Here is a 21,882-nt window from a genome sequence, read left to right as displayed (position 1 = left end):
TTAATCTCATAGCCTTATAAAAAAAAGAAAGCGGACATTCCCTATGGATGTCCGCTTTCTTCATTTCCTATTGCATCAATTAACGACAATTTTACCGAACTTGCTGCATATAAAATGCAAGCATCGGCATATATGTGCCCGTATCTACCGGTAAATGACTGGAGGGATTCATTTCATATGCACCATGCACAAAAGTATCTCCTTGTGGAGATCTTGACAAGCTCAGTTTAATCTCATTGTGTGATGTTATTTCCCATTTGCTAATCTCGATTTCTCCATTTACGTCTTCAACTGAAAACACTGGATCCGTCGGACCTATAGCAGTAAGATAACCTGAAACGCCGTCAAACCGCAAACAAATGCTAGAAATACTATTTTCGAGCAGCCAAGTAGCAGAAGATAGATTTGGGGCATCTGCCGATACCCGAGCTTGGTTATAGATATGAGCTATTGCGGCTTTAGCCATTCTCTCACCTATGATCATATTTCCAGCAGGACTGTTATGTATTCCATCTGATAATGGACAATCCAAAGCTGGTATTGTATAAACTTTTGGTATTGTAAAAGCAGCTTGTCTTTGGGCCTCCCGCACACGTCCCCATGATAGATTTTTCTCCAAAGAAGCTGTATCTGTACATCTATTAAGCTGAACCGTTATTATTGGCAAATCCACAATGTTTATATCACGACGGATAGTTTGAACCATATTTTCAAAACGTGACAAGTAGTTGGAAGACTCTTCAGGAATGCAATCTGAACAACCTTGATACCACAATATCCCACGAACTTTCCCGCCTACAGATGCGATAATATTCATCATATTGCGGTATAAGTAACCATCCTCATCTGGATTCCAAGACTTTAAAGGAGATCCGCCAAGGGCGGTTTGGATTAAACCAATCGGGATGCCTATTTCTTTCTGAACCATCTTACCAAAAGCCAAAAATGGGGAATGACCTGGATTAGCGCCTTCTCTATTCTCAAAATGGATGGAAGCTGTAGCTTCGTTAAAAGGATGGGATGCCAAATCCCATCTCCCGCTATTACGCAACAGATGAATTCCAAGCTGTGGTGCATCTTGAAATGGACCTTTTCCATATCCTGCAGCATTGCTTTGGCCAGCGATTACCCAGAGATCACCAACACCAATATGATGGATCATATCACCTCGAGCAGCCCATTCCAAAGCAGGTTGTTTGTCGATTTGCAGACAGGTTTCGAGACGATATAGTCCTCCTGCTGGAATCTCATTCAAGGTAATTTCCCATGACTCCCCTTCAAGCATAACACACGGGTGCCAAGCTACTATTATCCTGCCATCATCTTCATTAACTATTCGTGCGAATACCTGAGCATTGCTTATTGTGGTCTCCGTCGGTGCAGCCCAAACACCTGATAAAAAGATACTTCCTAACCCTTTTTCTTGTTGAATAATCGCCCAATGCTGCGGACCTTGTTGAATTATTGCCCCAATTTGTCCCATTATTAGTATCACGACCTTTTTCGTTGATTGATCCAACTTCACCCATTTATTATACATGAACTTACAATATCTGAAATCACGAAATATCAAGGTTTTCTATGAATAAATCGAAATTAGGGTATCCAAAAAATAGGCTTTTCTTTAAATTATGAATATCGTTTGCTTGTGGACTTATCGAGACATAAGTTATGAGCCAATAACTAATTCTACTCTCCGCTTTCCCACTATTTGTTGATATGATTCACCGTATCCCTTACCCTTTTAAGATTACATTAAAGCAAGTTCCGCCATTATTATTATCGGTAACAGTAATTGTACCATTATGTTTTTTGATAATACTGTCAACAATCGAAAGCCCTAAGCCCGCACCAGCCACTTGACGGGAGCGTGATTTGTCAACACGATAAAAAGGCTCAAATATATTCTTTTTGTTTATTTCGTCAATGCCTATACCTGTATCTTTAATTTTGATTGAAACCTGTTCCTTACTTAATCTGTTTACAACAACCTCAACCATGCCGCCATCAATATTGTACTTAATTCCGTTTTCCACGAGGTTATAAAACGCACGATATAATAAGTCAGTGTTTCCAGTAACAATGCTATTATCACAATCTAAGGACAGCGTAACATTTTCGTCTTTAGCTATGTGAGAAAGCTCGGAAATAATATCCTCAAAAATATCCTTTACGCAAATGCTGCTTTGCTCACCTTTATCGTCCATATTCGTCATATCTAACAGGTTACCGACGAGTCCTCTCAAGCGTTTTGTTTGCTTTTCAATAACGGAAATAAGAGCATCATATTCCTCGTTTGTATGAGCTTTTTTCTTCTTAAATACATCAACCTTTGTTTGTAACACAGCAAGAGGTGTTCTAAGCTCGTGGGCGGCACTTGCAGAAAACCTTCCTTGCATCGTAAAAGCATTATCCAGTTTATCTGTCATTTCATTAAATGTTACTGTAAGCTCTGCAATTTCATCCTTTGTAGGCGGCACAGATAATGTTTCAGATAAATTATGCACATTTATGTTTTTCACTTGCCCATTTAGCATAGCAAGCGGTTTTAATGCCTTGCCCGAAATATAGTAGGTTAAAAATCCCCCGCTAACAATAACTAACAGCAAATAAATAATGCTTTCCATTGTAAAATCCATTCTTGCTTTTTGGGAATCAACAGATGGAACTGGAGTAATTATGCTGCTTGACGGTGATTGTGAGCTTTCATCAACCCATCCATTTTCGCCGATCTCTTGTGCTGGCAATAACAAAGTTGCATCGATCCTTGTAGCCATTCTATCAGCAGAATAATTGAGTATTAAGGTAAGACCTACACAACAAACAGTCAAAAGTGCAACGGTCATAACAGTAAGTCGCAATCGAATTGGCATTTTTTTAAGCATTAGCATCACCAGCCTTATCTGATAACAAGTATCCTTCGCCGATTTTCGTTCCGATGGGGTCATTGTTTAAAACAGCTTTCAGCTTCTTTCGAAGGGTTGCAATATGAACCCGTATAGCACCACTGAAGCTATCCGCATTCTGATCCCAAACATGTTCAATCAATTCTTCTTGGCTAACCACTCTATCCTTGTTAAGCAAGAAATATTCAAGCAATGCAAATTCTTTTTTTGTAAGTGATATTTCATTTTCATTAACAACTGCAATACGCTTAGATAAATCCACTTTAATTGCACCGCAGGAAAGCATACTACTTTCTTGCACAAACTTTCGCCTTAATAAATTTCGTATTCTTGCTTCCAACTCGGCAAAATCAAATGGCTTCGCCAAATAATCATTTGCCCCTATGTCTAAGCCCTTTACTTTGTCATTAACACTACTTCTTGCACTGAGAATGAGTACCTTTAATTCCGGCTTCTCATCTCGTATCTTTTCTAAAACCTCGAGCCCATCCATTTTCGGGAGATTTAAGTCAAGTACAACCAAGTCGTAATCGACGTCATATAAAAGCTCGTAAGCAGCTTCACCGTTGTCACAGGTATCAACTGCATAACCATCTATTCTAAGCCCATCTGCTATCGCTTCTTGCAAATCAAGCTCGTCCTCTACAATAAGTATCCTCATACGCAAATCACCTCTTTTACTATTGTACCTAAGTATAGGTTAAATCTATGTTAAGAAGTTAATTCAAAACAAAGAAAATCACTTAACAGGGATTTAACATCGTTTGTTATACGATGGTTGCATCAAGTTTAGGAGGAACAAAAATGGATATTCAAAAACCCAATTAAAAATGATGGGAAACTGTCGATTGTGAAAATAAACAACATAGCAGAGAGGAAGTAAACAAATGTTTGAAATTAAGAATGTATCCAAACAATATAACGGCGAATTCGCTTTGAATAATATTTCCTTTACAATGGGAAAAGGATTAAATTTTATAGTCGGTGCTTCGGGCAGCGGTAAAACTACTCTTCTAAAAATCCTAAGCGGTATGGAACAAGATTTTGATGGCGAGGCTTATTATTGCGGTAAGAGCATTAAACAATTAACCTCCAATGAAAAAAGCTATTATTACAACAATATGTTCGGATTTGTTTGGCAGGATTTTAATTTACTCGAAGATTCATCGGTTTTAGAGAATATCTTGCTGCCACAGTATTTGAAAAATTATCAAAATCAAAAGAACGCTGAAACGATTCTAAACGACCTCAATTTAATTGACCTTGCACATCAAAAAGTGAAATATCTTTCGGGCGGTCAAAAACAGCGTGTTGCCATCGCAAGAGAGCTTATGAAAAATCCAAAGGTTATTATTGCAGACGAGCCAACAAGTGCCTTGGATGAAAAAACAGCAAAAACAACAATGGATATTCTGAAAGCTATTTCTAAATACAGAATAGTTATAGTTGTAACCCACGATACCAATTTGATGGATAAAAAATCTAATATTATACACTTGGATAAGGGAGAATTGATTGGAGTACCACAAGAAATTGTAACTAAAACAGAAAATCTTAAATACGATCAAAGTCACCGCTTATCTATCAAAAATGCTTTTGCAATCACCAAATCGAATGTTAAAAGAAAAATTGGGAGATTTTTAGTATCCACCCTTGCTCTAATGGTTGCAGGTATATTATGTCTTACCACTGTAAGCGGCGCAATTGGAAGCAGCAGTCAAGGCGAGTTCGATGAGCTGATAGATACGTATGGCGAAGGACTTAAAGATATTAGTATAGTTGGCAGTTTTATGAGTGCGGCAGGATCAAGCGGTAATGAGGAGGAAAAGCCGAACGCTGATGTAACACAGGATATTGGTGGCTTATATGACAAATATGCAGGCGATGAGCGTGTTGACTTTACTGCTTTTTTACAAGCGTTTGATGATATAAAAGTATCGGTTAATGACAAAGTATATAACATACAAAAAACAGGCAGTACTCCGTCAATCAATAAGCTGGTAGCAGGAAAAATGCCGACAGGCAAAGACAACGAGGTTGTTGTCCCAGATCGTTTTGTTGAAACATTGGGAATAACAAACGAGCAAGCAATAGGGAAAGAAATTGATTTTAGCGGTTCTGTATACAATTGGGATACCGGTGAGCCTGTTTTAAAAGAGACATCCATAACCGCAACTATAGTCGGTGTTGCAGATACTACTGTCTATTATGACTATCAAGGGGAACTGAAAGAGCTTACCGTTGATGACTCTTTCTTCTTCAGCAAAGTTGCACTTGACGATATGAGAGGACAAGCAGAAATTAAAAATGACACAGTGAATTTTCTTATTCGAGCAAAGACACCTGTTGATATGATTTCCATTAAAGACGAGCTTAACGAAACAGGCATTGTCCCTCTTGGCAGATTTGAGCTTGTTGAGGATATTGTTAGATTAAATGAGCAGACAACTGAACAGTCAGGCTCTGCAAGTGTGCTCATAGGAATATTGTCTGTCGTAATGGTTATTTCCATCTTTCTTATCACAGGTTTTATGAGAAAAAGAGAATTTGCTATTTATAAAATCAGCGGCTTTAATCATGCTCATTTGAACTTGCTTAATTTGACGGAAATGATAACACAAACCATTACAGCAATCCTATTGATGCTTGTTACATCACCTCTTATCAATTTAGCCACCAATGGCTTGTTCAGCGTAAACATTCTTCATTCAAAGATGTTGTTTACGGGAGTGCTGTTGATTGCTTTAGCAGCCGTTGTGGCTTACTTTACAACTGCTATTACCATCATAAAGACTAATACAACCACAGCTTTGAAGACAGGTGACCAATAATGATTCAGATTAATAACCTTACAAAAGGATATGGCCATTCACTTATTCTTGATGATACAAGCTATACCTTTCCAAGCAAAGGACTTATTTGTCTTTTAGGTGCATCGGGCTCAGGTAAAAGCACTCTGCTTAATATGATTGCAGGCTTTGACAGCCTATACAACGGTGATATTACGGTTTGGGGTACTTCTATAAACAAACTGAACGCCGATGAATTGTGTGCGTATCGCAGAGATAATATCGGATTTATCTTTCAAAACTACCATCTTCTAAGCGGATATACCGTACTTGAAAACGTCTTACTTGCTTGTGAGCTAAATAATTCAAGTGAAGAGGAAAATAGAAAAAATGCCGAACAACTGTTAAGTAAACTAGGATTATCACAAAAAACGAATGAAAAAATTGAAAATCTTTCGGGCGGTCAAAAGCAAAGAGCTGCTATTGCAAGAGCGTTAATTAGTAATCCTCGTATTGTCTTAGCAGATGAGCCTACAGGAGCATTAGACCGCAGCAACTCCAATGAAATTATGGAGCTTTTAAAAGAGATTTCAAAAGACCGTTTGGTTATTGTGATTACTCACGATCAAAAGATTTGTAGCTTTGCAGATGACGTCATTTATATCGAGAACGGAAAAATTATTGCAAAAGATCTCGACACTCAAACAGATATTACCGGTGATAATAAACTCAGCTTAAATATGGCTGTCAAAGTATCTGCGTTCAAGCTAGGGCTTAAGAACTTCAATGTTCATATCTCACGCTATATGACTGTTAGTCTGGCAATTTCCATTGGTATCCTTGCATTTATTTTGTCTCTATCTTCGGGCAATATTATAGAGAAGTCTATTTCAGATTTTAAAGATAAGAACACCGCCTTTAACAACGGCTATATCAAATATGAGGATGACGGAACCGTTTTTGAATTGCTGAAATCCGATGAGCGTATCGAAAATGTTTATTATCAATACAAAATAACGGATGTTACTTTGAGGCTGGGAGAAAAAACCGAAGCTATAGCAGAAAAATACCCAATGCCAAAGGCTACTGAAAATATGTCTTACGGTGCTATGCCAAAAGCAGGTGAAAAGGAAATAGCACTTAGTCCGAGCCTTGCCAAAAAATTTGGAAATGATTTCAATAACTTGCTTGGTAAAGAACTTACCTTAAAACATAGTGGACAAGAATACACGCTTACGATAAGCGGCATTTTTAATGCAGGCTACGATGATTTCTTTGTAAGCTCCGATATTGAACAGGATTTTTATAAAAATAGAGATGGTGATAAGTACTATTCCATTAGTTACGATGTAAAAGACTTTGAAGATATTGTATCAGTAAGTCAAATGCTAGCTGACAAAAAAATCGATAGTAAAACTTCAGCAAAAGAAGTAGGAGCTTTGCAAAGTACGTTCAACAGTCTTAGCCGCTTGTTTTTTATCGTTTCTATTTTAATTTTGACCTTTGGTTTGTTTATCAGTATAGTGCTACTTATCAAACTGCAAAATTCGAGATACAAGGAATTAGGACTACTGTCGGCTTTGGGATTTAATAAAGGAACTATACAAAAAATGATTGTCAGCGAAAATCTGCTTTTATCGGCAATGTCGTCTATTTTTAATGCTGTCCTCGTTGGCTGTACTTATTTAATCAGTATGGTATTCAATTTAGCAATTATCATTACCCCATTACAAATGTTACTATCCATACTTTCCACAGGCGTTGTTGTTATTGTAATTAGCATAATAGCCAGCCACAAGTTAATCCATACAGAGCCTGCTGTAGCGTTGAGAAAGTAATATCCATTGAAAGAGAGAAGCTAAGTCGGTCCTATTTCGAAAAGATACGGCATGCCTCAGTTGAGGCATGCCGTAAATATACGCACCAGTTATTCTAATTGATTCATTAGCTTCTCATAAGCCTGCTGCGCTTCTTCCATCACCTTGTCGCCGCCCATCTTGTTCCATTCGGCCACAAAGTTATCGAATTCACTGACTGGCTTTTTGCCCGTAATGATGTCGAGGTACGTTTGCATCGCCAGCTTATCCAACCTTTCATTGTAATTGTTAAATATCGGCTTATCGATTGGGCCGAGAATATCGTACTTGCCCTTGCCCATATTAATCAGATTGTTACGAACGGGAATCAACGATTTGTCTTTCGTATCGAAAGCGACCAATTCTTCGTTGAAGTCGTCGTTCCAGCCGCCGGGCATTGAGTAGGCACCGTCAAAGCCATATTTCCATCTTTCTTTCTGATCGTCGAACGGCGGGATAAATTCGTAGTCTCCATCAGCGGTCTTCTTAAATGTTTTCCCTTCCTCTCCGTATGTACTTGCGATTTTCGCATCGATCTCGAACGAAGTGAACTCGAATACCTGCAAATATTTGATCATTTTATCGTGATCTTCTTCCAATTGTTTGCCGAACATGATGTCGACGCCGAACAGCGCGTTCCCCTGCACCATGCCGAGCTTTCCATCTGGCCCCTTGGGACCGGGTATAAGTGCAAAGCTGGCGTTCGGATTTTTCTTATGCAGCGCTGCATAAATATCGTTACAACAAAATACGCCATCCGGAGCGAGGCCATACCAATAATCCGAGACAGCCCCTGCCTTTTCCTGAACCATTTTATCCTGAACATTGCTTCCTTTATTTACAATAAACTCAGGATCTATCAGTTCGTTCTCATACCAACGGCTCAATACTGTCAAAGCTTCCTTCGCACCTGGCAATATTTCACCACGAACGATTTTGCCATTCTCTTCGGTGAATGCTCCCGGATAAACGCCAAACGCTCCGAAAACATAATCGAATAAGTCGTTGGTGTCCGAAGCTGTTCCAGTAAGTCCGTACGTATCCTTCTTACCATTGCCGTCCGGATCGTCGTTCCGGAATTTCGTCAACGCAGCTTCCATTTCTTCGAGAGTTTCCGGTGTATTGGTCACTCCTACCTTCTTCAGCCAATCTTCCCGGAAGCCGACAACTTTCCCAGTAGGGCCTAAATCCCATAATCCTGGCAAACCGTAGATCTTCCCGTCTCTGCGTAAATACTTAAATGGATCGTCCCCCAATATTTTCGTGATGAAAGCTAAATATTTCGGGGCGTACTGTTCCAGATCTTCCTGCTTGATTTCCGCTACTACGTCCTGACTGATCAACTTGTCATATTCCTGGAAACTCAAACCTTTCCACCAATCTGGAATATCGCCGGATGCAATCGCCAAATTCAGCTTTTCCTTTGAAGTGTCTGGCGAGGCTGTATAAAAATCGGCGTCAAAGTCGAATTTATTTTTGAGTACATTCATGTAATAGCCATCGATTTTCGTTTGTTCAGGATAAAACGACCAAAAGTGCAGCTTCGTCTTCTCAGCAGGCTTACCGGTTTTAGATGCGTTTTTCGTTTGCTTCGATCCGTCTTGACCTCCCGTATCGGTCTCCTTCGCACATCCAGCCAATATCGTGTTGAGCAAGACGAAACAGAGAAACAAGAATAACGCCATATTCTTCTTTTTCAATTCAGCCCTCTCCTTTTTTTGTGAAATACTTCTGTAGAAACGGATAGACGATGAGCATCGGAAGAATGGAAAGTATGATGACGGTCGCTTGCAGCTGTTTTTGCTGAATGAATACGCATTCATTTAGTGAGATAATTGTAGCACGTGACAAAATGGGCATCATTATCAGTTATTCGATTTCCATATCATTTTCTTGTCCGGTTCATCGCCCGCCATGCAAAGACTGCACCTACTGCCTCGTATGAACCGGAATTGAAATGTTCATCGTCGTTCCGTGCCCTGGTTCGCTTTGCACAGATAATCCGTAACTAGTACCGAAATGCAGCCTGATCCGTTCGTTGACATTTCGGAGCCCGTAGCCAGATGTCTGCATTTTCCTGACTTTGTACAATACATCCAATTCCATCCCCGGCCCGTTATCCATAATGGCAAATTCAACCGTCCCTTCTCCCATGCTTACAGAAACAGTTAACAAGCCCTCTCCTTTCTCTTTTAGGTTAAGTCCGTGAATGATCGCATTTTCCGCCAGCGGCTGCAATAGCATTTTGACGGTATCGTATTGGAAGACCGCTTCATCAATATCGTACATGACGTCGAAGCTGTTGTCGTTCGTATTCAGCATGATGTCCAAATACGATTTCACATTCTCCACTTCATGGCGGATTGAGATGAAGTCATCTCCTTTGTTTAGGGCCGTTCGGTAAAATTTTGACAACGCGGTCACGATGCGGCTGATTTCGTAAGATTTCGTTTGCAGCGCCTTCCAGTTGATCGCAGAAAGCGTATTGTACAGAAAATGTGGGTTCAGCTGCGCTTGCAGAGCGATCAGTTCCTTGTGCCGAACCTCGTGGAGCAGCTCGTTGATGCGGAGAAGCATATTGCCGAACCGTTTGGTAAGTTCGCCGATTTCATCATGGGACGTGCTATAGACGTCTATTTCGAGCTCGCCTTTTTCCACTCTTTTCATCCACGAGTTAAGCCTATAGATGCGACGGATCATACCATTCGCGAAAATAGAAATTATTACTATAAGGATAACAATACAAATGCCGATCACAATAAAGGTGGCATACAGGATCGGAGCAGCGTTACCCGACACCTGGCCAACTGGCACAAAGCAATAGAGCGTCCACATCGATTTAGCGATGTCCTGCTTGAAAACCATCATTTCCTTACCGTTTATCATGGAGACGCCTCCCGCTACATCAGCAATAGCCGTATGTGACGAATTTACGTCCTCGCTTATGCTTGAAAATACGATGCTTCCATCCCGGCTTTTGATGATAATTGGGTAATCCGGCAGCAGCTTGGCTGCTTCCTCGACGATTTTGGCAGTTTCCAATCGCATGTAAAGAAGATGGCTGCCTGACTCGAACGTTTCTGGAAATTTGCTCACAAGGACAACCTCTGTCCCGGAATCATTTCCCGAACGATCGACGTACCAACGGACGCCGAATTTGGCTACCGCTTCCTTATACCAGCTTTCTTCAAGCACGGCGGCGGACGACCGCAAATAATCTCCATATTCCGGAATGTCCCTTTCCGTAAAAAGGGTCAGCCTAGTAATCCCCTGATTCATAGTCATAAGCATACTGAAATACGGATCCAGAATATCTTTCAATTGTGTGGATAGTTCCGATAGATTCGCTAGACCTTCGTTTTGGGGAGAGAGAATCCCTTGAATCGCCCGGTTTCCGATGACCAGATAGACCAGATTATTAAAATGTTCAATTCTGTAGCCAATGCTATCGGCTGCCGTTTCAATATTTTTCTCGACTCCTTGCATCGCCTGAACATTCAGCAGTCGCATGGACTGCACATAGGAGTAGATACCAAGCACCAGAATGGGAATAATGATGACGATCAAATATGACAACAACAGCTTTTGCTTGAATTTCAGCCTATCGAAAACCCAGCTCATCCTTCTCTTCACAATCGTCCCCCCGTTTAAAACCCTCACTCTCTGTATACGCTTGCAATAAATCCTTACATACTACGCTTCTATTTGACAGCACCCTCCGGCACGGACTTACAATGTTGAAACACCTCTCTCATGCTCCTCCCTGTATTGGGATGGCGTCCTGCCATAATGATTCTTAAACAAGGAGGAAAAGTAAGCAAAATTGTGATACCCGACCTCACGGCAAATATCTGTTATTTTTTTGTTCGATTCTAGGAGCAGTTGATCCGCCTTTTCCAGTCTGACGGACGTAATATGTTTGATAATGCTTTTACCCGTTTGCTTTTTGAACAAGCGGCTTAAGTATGCTGGACTTAAATAGACGGATTGCGCAAGACTTTCAAGCGAAATGTCGCTGCCGTAGTCCTGCTCGATCATGTGAACGACATCATCGATAACCTTGCGCAGCGAATCCGACGAGCTTCCGCTGCCTCCGGTATATGCAGCCATGATTGGAATGATGGCACTCTGCAGCTCGTTTAATGTCGCCGCATTGTAGATTCTGTCCAAGCCGATCGTAAAATCGCTTACATGCTGCAGCGCAGCAGGGCCGATCGCGATTTTGAGCATCTCCATAAACACATATTTCACATAGTTTTCGGAATAGTACGCGTGGCTTCGAACGGATTCGATAAGCGCATACAGCTTCTTCTGGTCGTTTTCCCCGATTCGTTGACTCTGTATATAACTCATCGATTCGTTCAGCACGTTAGCCGCGTATTCGGCCCCTTCGGTTTCGCCGCCGTGTACGCTTCCAGTGTAGAAGACCGCTCCCCCGTCCATGAAAAACCGGTTGGCCAGTATCGCTTCCATATCGGCGTATTCCTTCTGAATGTGCTGGAGACGCTCGATCAGCTTGCTGAACACAAGGCAAAAGTCGACCCCATTTTCTTCCTTTAAACGTTCGATCCATGCTCGCCCCGCTAGAAGCAGTTCCTCTTCCGTTTCCTCCTCCCAGCCTTCATAGAACAGAAGACTTTGCCGCTCGTTCAAGTGAAGAATGTCGACTTTACGGTTGATTACCGCCTCGATGCTTTGCCCGATGTCAAAGTCCGAACGGTCAAACAAACGGGTGCTCGCATCAAGCAAAGCCATCCGCATATACCGGCAGCCGTTAAAATCGAAAACGGTATCACGATCCTGTTCTCCATCCTTATATAGACTTTTTCCGTATATGATGTCATACAACAGTTTTTCCTTCTCGAACCGGAGCCCTTTCCCGTATACCTCAAGCATTTTATTCTGGTTTTCCTGCTCCTGCCTTTCCTCTTCACATAATCGAATCACCTTGGAAACGACACGCATAAACTCGCCGATCTCGACCGGCTTCAATATGTATTGGATGGCATCCAGGTCGATCGCTTTTTGCGCATATTCGAATTCACCGAACGCACTCATGAAAATGATCTTCACGCCCGGATAACTCTCCCTTACTTTCTCAGCAAGCTGCAGCCCGTCCATCGCCCTCATCTTGATATCTGTTAGCAAAATGTCAATAGGATGGCTTTCAAGGTATGCTATTGCCGACTCCCCGCTGTCTGACTCGGCAATGTTCATTTTCCATTCGAACTGATCGATTAGGAATTTGACTCCTTCCCTTTCCAACCGGTTATCGTCTACGATTAGCATGTTGAACATGTCGCTTTCCCTCCATGACAAGCATTTGTTCTACCTCCGACCTCACTCCCAGGATCAAAGGTTTCCTTGAACAAGCTCGTTTACTTTCATCACTTTCATTTCCTTATTAATTTTTCTAAATAGTCACTCATCAGTATGGTACGGCTTTCTACTCGTGATTTTTCTGCAGCAAATGAAAGAAGATGACTTTTAATAGAAACGTCTGCTCCAGTAAGCCCTTTTTCAAAGCCTCCACTTTGCACGAGTCGCACAAAATCTCGCATTATACCTTCATCGCCGCCGCCATGTCCATGCAATTCAGTTCCTAGATCAATTCTTCTGGATATTTCTATGCGTAAGGAGCGTAAGGAGCGTAAGAACCAGCCCCTCTTTGTCCAGCCCCAATTAACACAGCAGTTATTTTTTCATTCGTTATATCTCTCCTTTAAAATTTCTATAGGATGGGGTAGGTATTGCACTCTCCCCCCTTTCGTAGTTATCCTAGTATCAATCTAGCAACAGCTGCGAGATCAACAATGTCTATTTTACCGTCTACATTCAGATCACTGGCAGCAGGTACATTCATTAAAGCTGTAAATTCTTTTATCTGCAAACGTTTTCTTTATTTGATAGCCGGATCCCACCGTTGCTTGTTGGAAGTTAGGTATACCGAACGTTTGCACTTTTACTTCAACTGAGAGAACGATTTCGCTGTACGTTCCTCCTATTATACACTTTTCCGGAAACTCCTCGATGATTTGCTCATCTAAATACGAAAAGGAGAACTAACGGTCGTCGCCAATGGAACTAAAATATCGATTTTCTGGTGTGTGAACATGCACAGGCAAAAAAAGCCCCCCCATAATAAATCATGCACGATTCATTATAGAGGGGCTTATGACTGATGTAAAGAGACTGTCCCATAAAGGCGGACTTGAGAAAAATGCTTTTATTCCAGAGATCACATCAACACCAAATCTTCAACTCAGTGACATTCCATTGGATCCGAGCTCAGATCGAACAATTGCTTCACATTCAAGAGCGGCAACCAGATGAATTTCATTTTACCATCCGTCAAATACTGCATCTCTTGTTCTTCCGAATAACATGTGCTATGTTCACCGGGGATATACGAGCGCCAAGCTAACTGCTTCTCGTACATAAGTTCAATCATATTTTTGCCGTCAACTTTTTCCGGTATATGACAACCTGCTGCTGCTAAGACAGTAGGCATGATGTCTTGTAGCGTGACGGGAGATTCAACATGCGAATTCTGTTTGCCAAATGATGCAGGCATTTTGATCAAAAGCGGTATATGCGCTAATCCCTCGTAAGCATATATTTTACGCCACAAATTGTGATCTCCCAGCATATCGCCATGATCCGACCTCCTTCTGTAATCATCTAAACTCCTCTAACTTCTTACCCCACGTCATAGCTGTGTTGATATTCCACTGTTGGTTCACATCGATCATGAAAATAGTTTGATCTCCTATCGCCTTGCGTACAGCTTTACACCGATCATAATACTCATGTGAATCTGATTTTCCCACTTTAATTTTGACTCCAGTAAAGCCTTGCTCGACAATTTCAGAAACATCCTTAATCAAACGTTCTTTGGACCAATTCAGCCAGCCACCGTTTGTATTGTAAGCTTTTATTTGTTTGGATTTATGTCCGCCAAGATACTGCCAGAGCGGCTTATTCGAAGCCTTCGCCATAATATCCCAAAGCGCAATATCCACTGCAGCCAATGCCATATGAGTAACACCTGCTCTACCAATCCAATGCATTTTTCCAAAACGCAGCTCGTCCCAGATTTCTTTAACCATAAATGGTTCTTTGCCAATTAATAAAGGTGCATAATAACGATCAATCGTATCGACAATCATATCATCACCATGTGCACAAGTTCCTGTATAGCCATAACCAACAAAACCTTCATCGGTAAATATGCGTACACCTGCAAGTCCCCAATGAGTTGCAATATTAATCGAATCCGTAATCGGCGGAGTAATTGGTACGTGCAATACAAAGCTTTCTACTTTTACTATTTTCATTGGCTCCATCTCCCTAGCAGGACCCATTGAACAATTGCCTTGGCCTCTTTTAGCTTCTTTATTAGTAAGTATTGATTTGACGAAGATTGGCAACCAGCCCCGAGCGTAAACCAACGCTATTTTGTTGCCCTAACCTGCTTTTGTCGTGTTGGATCCAAAAAATTTACCCCCAGCACCCCTGCTAAAATCATCACCGCTCCGACGAAATGATAGTATCCCAGTTCCTCCTTTAAAAATAGGACACCGGCTAGTATCGAGATCAATGTGGACAGGTTACTGAAAACGCTCATCTTTGACGCTTCGATCCGGGATAGTACAAAATTGGATAGCAGCGACGTTACTAGAGAAGACAGTACCCCTAGATATACAATGGCGAGCACAAATACCGGAGATGTGAACGGCTGGAAATACATATGCATACTGCCGTTCCATGCGTGCTTGACTACGGACATCGCATTAAAGCAGATGAAACCGATCATAAGCATGACAAACGTCAATTCCATCGGTTTGAATTTTTTCATCAGCGGACGTGTCCATACGTTGTAAACCGCAAAGGATAAGGCGGATAAAACCAGGAGCGCTAAACTTTTAAAATTGGAAAGATTAAAAGAAGTACCTTTCATAACGAAAATGTAAATCACTCCAGCGACGGAAAGTAAAACGGAATATTTTTGCCAAGCCGTCGTATGTTCCTTTAAAAAAAATCCGGCTAATAGCACTGTAAAAATAGGTGTTAACGCTAGAATAATACCGGCTTCAGAGGAAGAACTGTTTACAAGACCGAACACTTGAAAGGCGAAAAACAGCGTAGGATAAAATAAAGCAAGCGGTAAAATGCTGACAACGTCTTTGAGGCGGAAATTCAGCTTCAACCAGCCGAACAGTACATGAATCAAGATGACCGCAAACGATACCGTAAATCGATGTGCCAACGTATCGATCGGATCAGCCGCAATAAGAGAAAATTTAACAAACAGGAAAGAAAAACCAATAATAAAGGCAAATAAGAGAGCCGCAGCATATACTGCGACTTTTGGTTTTACAGACATGGAAACCACTCCTAATACAAGAATTGAAATACGGTGACAACTGAAATTTAGATCTGGGACATGGCCAGATTCTATAATCCGCTTGGCACCTATCGAGCTGCGCTTCGTCAAGTATGGAAAAGCCCCGCGGATAATTGTGCCGCGGGGTAGTCTACACAGCATAAGTCATAAACATGATTATCAGTTTTTACCTTGTTTTACCCATTTTGCTATTTCAGTGGTACGGCGTGCTTGATATTTCACGGCTTCCTTTACATCCTCGACCATATGTCCATTCTGATCAACGGTTACACTTGTACCATACGGATTACCACCCGCTACATAAACGGATGGATCAGCATAACCCGGCGCAGCTACGATGGCCCCCCAATGATACATCGACGTATAAAGAGATAAGATAGTGGCTTCTTGTCCGCCATGAGCATTTTGTGCAGAGGACATAGCACTTACAACTTTATTCACTGTTTTGCCCTGGAACCAAAGTCCGCCAGTTGTGTCAAGGAACTGTTTCACTTGCGATGGCATATTGCCGAATCGTGTAGGTATACTAAAAATGATGGCATCTGCCCATTCAATATCACTCAAAGATACTTCAGGGACATTCTGAGTAGCATCAACGTGGGTTTTCCAAGCCGGATTTTTTTCGATGACAGATTGGGGTGCAAGTTCCGGGATTTTTAATACTTTTATATCTGCGCCAACTTCGAGTGCACCTTCGGACGCCCATTGTGCTAATTGATAATTGGTGCCTGTTGAACTATAATATATTACCGCAAGTTTTACATTAGACATGTTAATCTCTCCTCAGCTATTTAATTGATTCTGTTCGCTACAAGGATTATTATGATAGTTTTAGTAAAGCTTGAAAAGTACGCACATTAATGTGGTATAGTTTCTTAAAGGATACCGTTGAAGGAGGTTAAGGAGTTATGGATGATAGTAATGGCAGTTGTCCAGGAGCTTATTCGACAATAGAAATCGTTACTGGGAAGTGGAAGCCGATGATATTGTATCAATTGGCGCAATCTGAATCAGTACGCTTTAATGAGTTAAAACGACTTATCCCTGAAATCACTCAAAAAATGTTAACATCTCACTTAAAAGATCTTGAAAATCATGATATTATTCATCGAAAAGTATATGCACAAGTACCCCCTAAAGTAGAATATTCACTTACTGAATATGGACGTAGTATTATACCGATTTTAAATTCGCTGCAAAAGTGGGGTATAGATCACTTATCTCGCTTAGAGCAGATCAATGATCTTGAAAAGACGAATATCAACTGAGCGAGAAAATGCTATTAGATAATCCGCCTAAGGCAATCATGGACATGCTCATTGATGGAGATATAATCCGAATTTCATCCCCTACTTGCAGTTTGGCAGCTCTCATCGCATATATCCTCTTGTGTAAGTCCATACAAACAGCAAACTGGCATCCAAGTTATAAGGATGCCAGCTTGCTTAAATCAGATTTTATTTATTTGAGTTAACTTCGTAGTTAATTGCATCCACTATCCCTTGAATCTGCTGTGGACTCATGGCCCCACCGCTGAACATTGCCAATGCTCGGACCGGCAGCTCACCCATCATACGCTGCATCATGCGGCCTGCCGTTTCGTCTCCTTCTGTGTTCACCATCGCGCTCATCTGCTTCTGCATCTGCTCGATTAAAGCCCTGCCTGTATTGGTGACTGCAATCTCGCCAAGGGTAGAGTTGAGCGTGTAGGGATCCCCAGGCTGATAGGAAGAAGGCGGCAGCGGTTTACCATATAAGCTCGCGAAATCTTCATCTGATACGATGAAATCCCCATTAGACAGTGTCGCGTACGCAGCATGCTGCGCCTCCTTTGGAGAAGTGCCTTCAAGCGTGATGCTTTGCTCGCAGCGAATGTCTCTACTAGATGCCGCTGCAGCCACGATATAATCTCCTGCTTCCACTACGAATGCTTGGGTATCCACATCGTAATAGGCAAAATTGCGAGTGGACAACGTGACACATACGGTTTTCTCCTCACCAGGCTGCAGCATCACCTTGGCAAAACCGCCCAACTCCCTTACAGGCTTGAATACCGAAGGATTCTTCTGGCTGACATAGAACTGCACGGCTTCAGCTCCCGCAACGCCGCCGATATTTTTTACTTTTACGCTAGCTACCACGTCATTGTCCTTTTTCTCCAGCGTGAGACCGCTGTATTCAAAGCTCGTATATGACAGACCGTGCCCAAATGGGAACTGTACATCTTTTCCAGCCTTGTCGTAATAGCGGTAGCCCACATAGATGCTCTCCCGATATTCTACGGTCTTCTCTCCCCCAGGGAAGTAGTGATAGCTGGAGTTGTCCTCCAGTTTATAAGGGAAGCTTTCAGCCAGCTTACCGCTTGGTATTGCATCTCCAAAGAGCAGATCCGCAGCTGCGCTGGCGCCGGCTTGGCCGCCTAAATACAGCATGAGCAGTGCTTTGGCATCGCCCAGCCAAGGCATTTCCACGGCGCTGCCTCCAAACAGCAGCACTACTGTGTTGGGATTGACAGCAGCGGTACGATGTAGAAGTGTGACATGACTGTCAGGCAAACGCATATGCTCGCGATCAAAGCCTTCGCTCTCGTACTCATCGGGCAGTCCGATGCATACGATCGCGATGTCGGCCGATTTGGCAACCTCTTCTGCCTCGGACAGCAATGCTTCATCAGCCGCATCACCATTTGTAGAGTAGCCCTGAGCATAGATGAAGCTTTCCCCACGCTCCTTCAGAATGCCGCACAGATTTTCCAATTGAATCGGATTAATGCGGCTGCTGCCAGCACCTTGATAACGCGGCTTGTCTGCAAATTCGCCCAGCACCGCCAGCTTGGTTCCTTTTTGCAATGGCAGCAGATTTCCATCATTTTTCAGCAGCACAGTGCTTTCAGTCGCCACCCTGCGAGCCAATTGGTGATGAGCATCCGCATCATATCGGTATCCTTCTCTTTCGTTGTCTTTCGCAGCCAGCAACATGCACAGCATGCGAAGCGCTGCGGTATCCAACACAGCCTCTTCCAAGCTGCCGTCCTGAACGGCTTGTACTACGGCTTCGTCATTTGCAGGTCCGGCATATGGCATTTCCAAATCCAATCCGCTAGCCGTGCCCTTCACACGATCGACAACTGCACCCCAGTCGGTCACCACAAGGCCTTCAAAGCCCCATTCATCACGCAGCACCTGGTTTAACAGCCAGTTATTTTGGCTTGCGTACTCCCCATTGATCTGGTTATAAGAACACATGATGGTCCATGGTTGCGCTTTCTTTATCGCTTTCTCAAAAGCAGGCAGATAGATTTCCCTTAAAGCCCGTTCATCGACGATCGAGTCCACCACCAAACGGCGGGTCTCCTGATTATTGGCTGCATAATGCTTCATACTTGTTCCTACACCCTTGCTCTGGATGCCTTTGATAAGCGAAGTGGATAACTCCCCTGTGAGAAACGGATCTTCGGAAAAGTATTCAAAGTTACGTCCACACAGCGGGCTGCGCTTGATGTTGGCGCCAGGTCCGAGAACAACGGCTACATTCTCTTGCAGACATTCTTCGGCCAGTGCTTCACCCATCTCGCGAAGCAGGTCAGCATCAAAGGAACAAGCCGTCGTTGCGGCGGTAGGAAAACAGGTTGCAGGCACGCTAAGGTTGATCCCCAAATGATCGGAACTGCCACCTTGTTTGCGCAGGCCATGAGGCCCATCAGTTACCATCACTTTGTCTATGCCCAGGCGTTCCATTCCTTTAGTTTGCCAGAAATTGCTGCCGCTGCACAAGGCAGCTTTCTCTTCCAATGTCATTTGCGCTAGTATTTCTTTTGCTTTCATCTCATATTTCTTCATATTGATGCTCCTTTCGATTTTCGCAAAGCGATATAGTCCTGCCGTATCGTTGTTGAATTGAAAAAAACGCGCTTCCACAGCTGAAACAACAACCAACTCATGAAAAAACCAGCAATCACATCGGAAGGAAAATGTGCGCCCATCACAACTCGGCTGAATGCAACGAGCACGATCCAGCCATAAGAAATAAAAATAAGCCATGCTGCTTTGCCCTGCAATTTTGGGAACATGAATGGCAACATCGTGAGCATGAGAATGACCGTAGCTTGCGCCGCGTGCCCGGATGGAAACGACATGTATGCGTCATCTATTGTAAAACCGTTTGGCAAGTACCAGGGTATGTATTCCAGAAGCGGATCTGTCATATCACGGAAGCGTGGACGCGCCCAGGCCATTTTCAGGAAATTCAGCAACAGCAGTAAGCTGACGAACCATACTGCACCCATCGACGCGAGCCGCCGGGCTGCTGTGCGTTTATTCTTGGGCAAGCGGATCACCAACAGGATTGCTCCTGCCATGAGCAGCAGGAAGATCGCTCCCATAACGAATGTATGGTTGCTGCCTGCATAACTCACTGGCATCAAGGCCCCCATCAATGCGCCAAGCAGTAACACCAGCGTTCCCGCTATACTGGTCAACACCTTTACAACAGGTGACTGCCCATCATGATACAGGTGCAGCACAGCTCCAGATAATAGCGCTAATAAATAATTAGGTGCTTCGCCAACAATTTGAAACAGATTACCATACACGCTGGAGGGATTCACTACTGACATCAAAATAGCAAGATCGAAAAAACTGAACACAGCCAAAGCACCTGCGACCAGCAACAAAACCACAATGGCTTCGCTTTTCGATTTTCTCATTACACATTCTCCAACATGAATTTTCCAATTTCAATCAAACTATCTTCCGCTTGCGGTGTGACACCCACCTGATCGGCGAAACCATGTGAAAGTCCTTTGTACCGTATCGTTTTTACTTTGACGCCTGAATCCTTCAGCTTTAATGCATACGCATCATCCTCTATACGCAAAAAGTCATATTCGCCGAACAAAATGACGGTAGGCGGCATCCCTTTCAGATCTCCTCGCAGCGGGCTCACATAAGGGATTGAATCATCTGGCACTCCCAAATATTCGCCCAATGTGACATTTCCTATAGCGCCGCTAAACATATCCAGTATCGAACGAATCGATTTATCCTGAGACGGGGATATTTCATAAACATCCCTGCGTTGCATATGTCCCTCCATACCTGCTGCGTCCACACTTGGATATAGCAGTGCTTGCGCCTTCACCATCTGGGTTCCCTCATCCCGATCCTTCATTGCGCACACCGTGGCTAGGTTCCCACCTGCGGAATCACCGGAGATACAGATGCGATGCGGGTCACCATTGAATTCTTCGGCGTGGGCATAAATCCATTTCAACACGGCATAACAGTCGTCGAGCCCGGCAGGGTATGGGTTTTCCGGAGCTAGGCGGTAATCCACCTGAATCGATACACAGCCAGTATTCGCAACCACAAGCTTGCAGATCTCCTCCACCACTTCTGGTCCTCCTGCCACGAAACCTCCTCCGTGGATGAAATAGAACACAGGCTGCAAGCCTACCTTCTTCTTTTGCGAGGTATAAATGCGGACTGGGACCGCCACATCGCCGTTCTGAACTGTAGCATGCTTCACATCAACGCCTTCAGTGATCGAAATGCTCTTCACGCCATTCATCATCCTACGCATTTGAGCTGCGCTTTTTTGGATATTTTTCTTCCGGCTGCCTTTCATCATCATCTTAATCACCATGCCCTTGAAGCCTTTCAGCATTGGCTCCATACTCTTATATAACCGAGGATCCAGCACGCCAGGCTCATCGGTTTCAGGAATGGGCTTAATCAGGATATCCAGTCCGTTTTCATTAATTACATGCTGCCTTTCAAGAATAGACGTAAGAAGCTGTTGAGAATATTTGCGTTCCATGTTGATACTCCTTTTCGAATGTTATTTTCGGATAGATTTCGTCTAGTTTGTAGATTGAGTAGATAATAAGAATCAGCACCAATGCGATACCATCATGATCGTATAAG

At 42.9% G+C, this 21,882-nt stretch carries 15 protein-coding genes and 1 pseudogene; 3 read left to right on the top strand and 13 right to left on the bottom strand.

The annotated features are described in order from the left end of the window. Positions 1 to 91: 91 nt before the first annotated feature. From AC0YN7_RS02260 to AC0YN7_RS02250, 3 genes are all read right to left on the bottom strand, one after another. Positions 92 to 1,519 carry a sialate O-acetylesterase gene (locus AC0YN7_RS02260; protein ID WP_475808314.1) on the bottom strand — a complete coding sequence of 476 codons (1,428 nt, stop codon included), beginning with the start codon at positions 1,517 to 1,519 and terminating at the stop codon, positions 92 to 94. Positions 1,520 to 1,736: 217 nt separating this feature from the next. After that, a complete protein-coding gene (locus AC0YN7_RS02255; protein ID WP_475808313.1) occupies positions 1,737 to 2,891 on the bottom strand; it encodes a sensor histidine kinase in 1,155 nt (384 codons plus the stop codon). Further along, positions 2,878 to 3,567 carry a response regulator transcription factor gene (locus AC0YN7_RS02250; protein ID WP_475808312.1) on the bottom strand — a complete coding sequence of 230 codons (690 nt, stop codon included), beginning with the start codon at positions 3,565 to 3,567 and terminating at the stop codon, positions 2,878 to 2,880. Before AC0YN7_RS02250 ends, AC0YN7_RS02255 begins: the two co-directional genes overlap by 14 nt. Positions 3,568 to 3,793: 226 nt before the next feature. On the opposite strand from AC0YN7_RS02250, the gene AC0YN7_RS02245 reads away from it, so the two are divergent. Further along, positions 3,794 to 5,737 carry an ATP-binding cassette domain-containing protein gene (locus AC0YN7_RS02245; protein WP_475808311.1) on the top strand — a complete coding sequence of 648 codons (1,944 nt, stop codon included), beginning with the start codon at positions 3,794 to 3,796 and terminating at the stop codon, positions 5,735 to 5,737. Then, positions 5,737 to 7,533 carry an ABC transporter ATP-binding protein/permease gene (locus AC0YN7_RS02240; protein ID WP_475808310.1) on the top strand — a complete coding sequence of 599 codons (1,797 nt, stop codon included), beginning with the start codon at positions 5,737 to 5,739 and terminating at the stop codon, positions 7,531 to 7,533. Before AC0YN7_RS02245 ends, AC0YN7_RS02240 begins: the two co-directional genes overlap by 1 nt. Positions 7,534 to 7,622: 89 nt before the next feature. On the opposite strand, the gene AC0YN7_RS02235 is transcribed toward AC0YN7_RS02240, so the two are convergent. The 7 genes and pseudogenes from AC0YN7_RS02235 to wrbA all read right to left on the bottom strand — a co-directional run bounded on the left by AC0YN7_RS02235 (position 7,623) and on the right by wrbA (position 16,729). After that, positions 7,623 to 9,251 carry a type 2 periplasmic-binding domain-containing protein gene (locus AC0YN7_RS02235; RefSeq protein ID WP_475808309.1) on the bottom strand — a complete coding sequence of 543 codons (1,629 nt, stop codon included), beginning with the start codon at positions 9,249 to 9,251 and terminating at the stop codon, positions 7,623 to 7,625. A 229-nt stretch (positions 9,252 to 9,480) separates the two neighbouring features. Beyond that, positions 9,481 to 11,184 carry a sensor histidine kinase gene (locus AC0YN7_RS02230; protein ID WP_475808308.1) on the bottom strand — a complete coding sequence of 568 codons (1,704 nt, stop codon included), beginning with the start codon at positions 11,182 to 11,184 and terminating at the stop codon, positions 9,481 to 9,483. Positions 11,185 to 11,280: 96 nt separating this feature from the next. Next, complete coding sequence (locus tag AC0YN7_RS02225; protein WP_475808307.1) at positions 11,281 to 12,849, bottom strand: response regulator transcription factor; 1,569 nt, start codon at positions 12,847 to 12,849, stop codon at positions 11,281 to 11,283. A gap of 964 nt (positions 12,850 to 13,813) precedes the next feature. Beyond that, positions 13,814 to 14,203, bottom strand: a pseudogene (locus AC0YN7_RS02220) (sulfatase/phosphatase domain-containing protein); the annotation flags it as partial. A 25-nt stretch (positions 14,204 to 14,228) separates the two neighbouring features. Continuing rightward, on the bottom strand, positions 14,229 to 14,888 hold the full coding sequence (locus AC0YN7_RS02215; RefSeq protein ID WP_475808306.1) for a mandelate racemase/muconate lactonizing enzyme family protein: 660 nt from the start codon (positions 14,886 to 14,888) through the stop codon (positions 14,229 to 14,231). A 116-nt stretch (positions 14,889 to 15,004) separates the two neighbouring features. Continuing rightward, positions 15,005 to 15,937, bottom strand: coding sequence for a DMT family transporter (locus AC0YN7_RS02210; protein WP_475808305.1), 933 nt, complete (start codon positions 15,935 to 15,937; stop codon positions 15,005 to 15,007). Between the two features lie 180 nt (positions 15,938 to 16,117). Further along, entirely contained in the window at positions 16,118 to 16,729 is a 612-nt protein-coding gene (wrbA, locus tag AC0YN7_RS02205) for an NAD(P)H:quinone oxidoreductase (RefSeq protein WP_475808304.1), read from the bottom strand. 137 nt (positions 16,730 to 16,866) lie between these two features. Between wrbA and AC0YN7_RS02200 the strand changes: the two genes are divergently transcribed. Then, a complete protein-coding gene (locus AC0YN7_RS02200; RefSeq protein ID WP_475808303.1) occupies positions 16,867 to 17,226 on the top strand; it encodes a winged helix-turn-helix transcriptional regulator in 360 nt (119 codons plus the stop codon). Between the two features lie 189 nt (positions 17,227 to 17,415). Here the strand turns inward: AC0YN7_RS02200 and AC0YN7_RS02195 are convergent, their stop codons facing one another. Genes AC0YN7_RS02195 through AC0YN7_RS02185 form a run of 3 tightly spaced genes read right to left on the bottom strand, consistent with a single transcriptional unit; the run spans position 17,416 to position 21,775 of the window. Next, the gene (locus AC0YN7_RS02195; protein ID WP_475808302.1) at positions 17,416 to 19,797 is read right to left on the bottom strand and encodes a glycoside hydrolase family 3 C-terminal domain-containing protein; all 2,382 of its coding nucleotides are present in this window, start codon (positions 19,795 to 19,797) and stop codon (positions 17,416 to 17,418) included. After that, a complete protein-coding gene (locus tag AC0YN7_RS02190; protein WP_475808301.1) occupies positions 19,794 to 20,663 on the bottom strand; it encodes a phosphatase PAP2 family protein in 870 nt (289 codons plus the stop codon). Before AC0YN7_RS02190 ends, AC0YN7_RS02195 begins: the two co-directional genes overlap by 4 nt. Continuing rightward, positions 20,663 to 21,775, bottom strand: a complete 1,113-nt coding sequence (locus AC0YN7_RS02185; RefSeq protein ID WP_475808300.1) for an alpha/beta hydrolase — start codon at positions 21,773 to 21,775, stop codon at positions 20,663 to 20,665. Before AC0YN7_RS02185 ends, AC0YN7_RS02190 begins: the two co-directional genes overlap by 1 nt. Between the last annotated feature and the right edge of the window lie 107 nt (positions 21,776 to 21,882).

It is taken from the genome of Paenibacillus sp. J31R122, from assembly GCF_056269185.1.
Note: the sequence above shows the minus strand (reverse complement) of the source record. Positions and strands in the feature narration are given on the sequence as shown.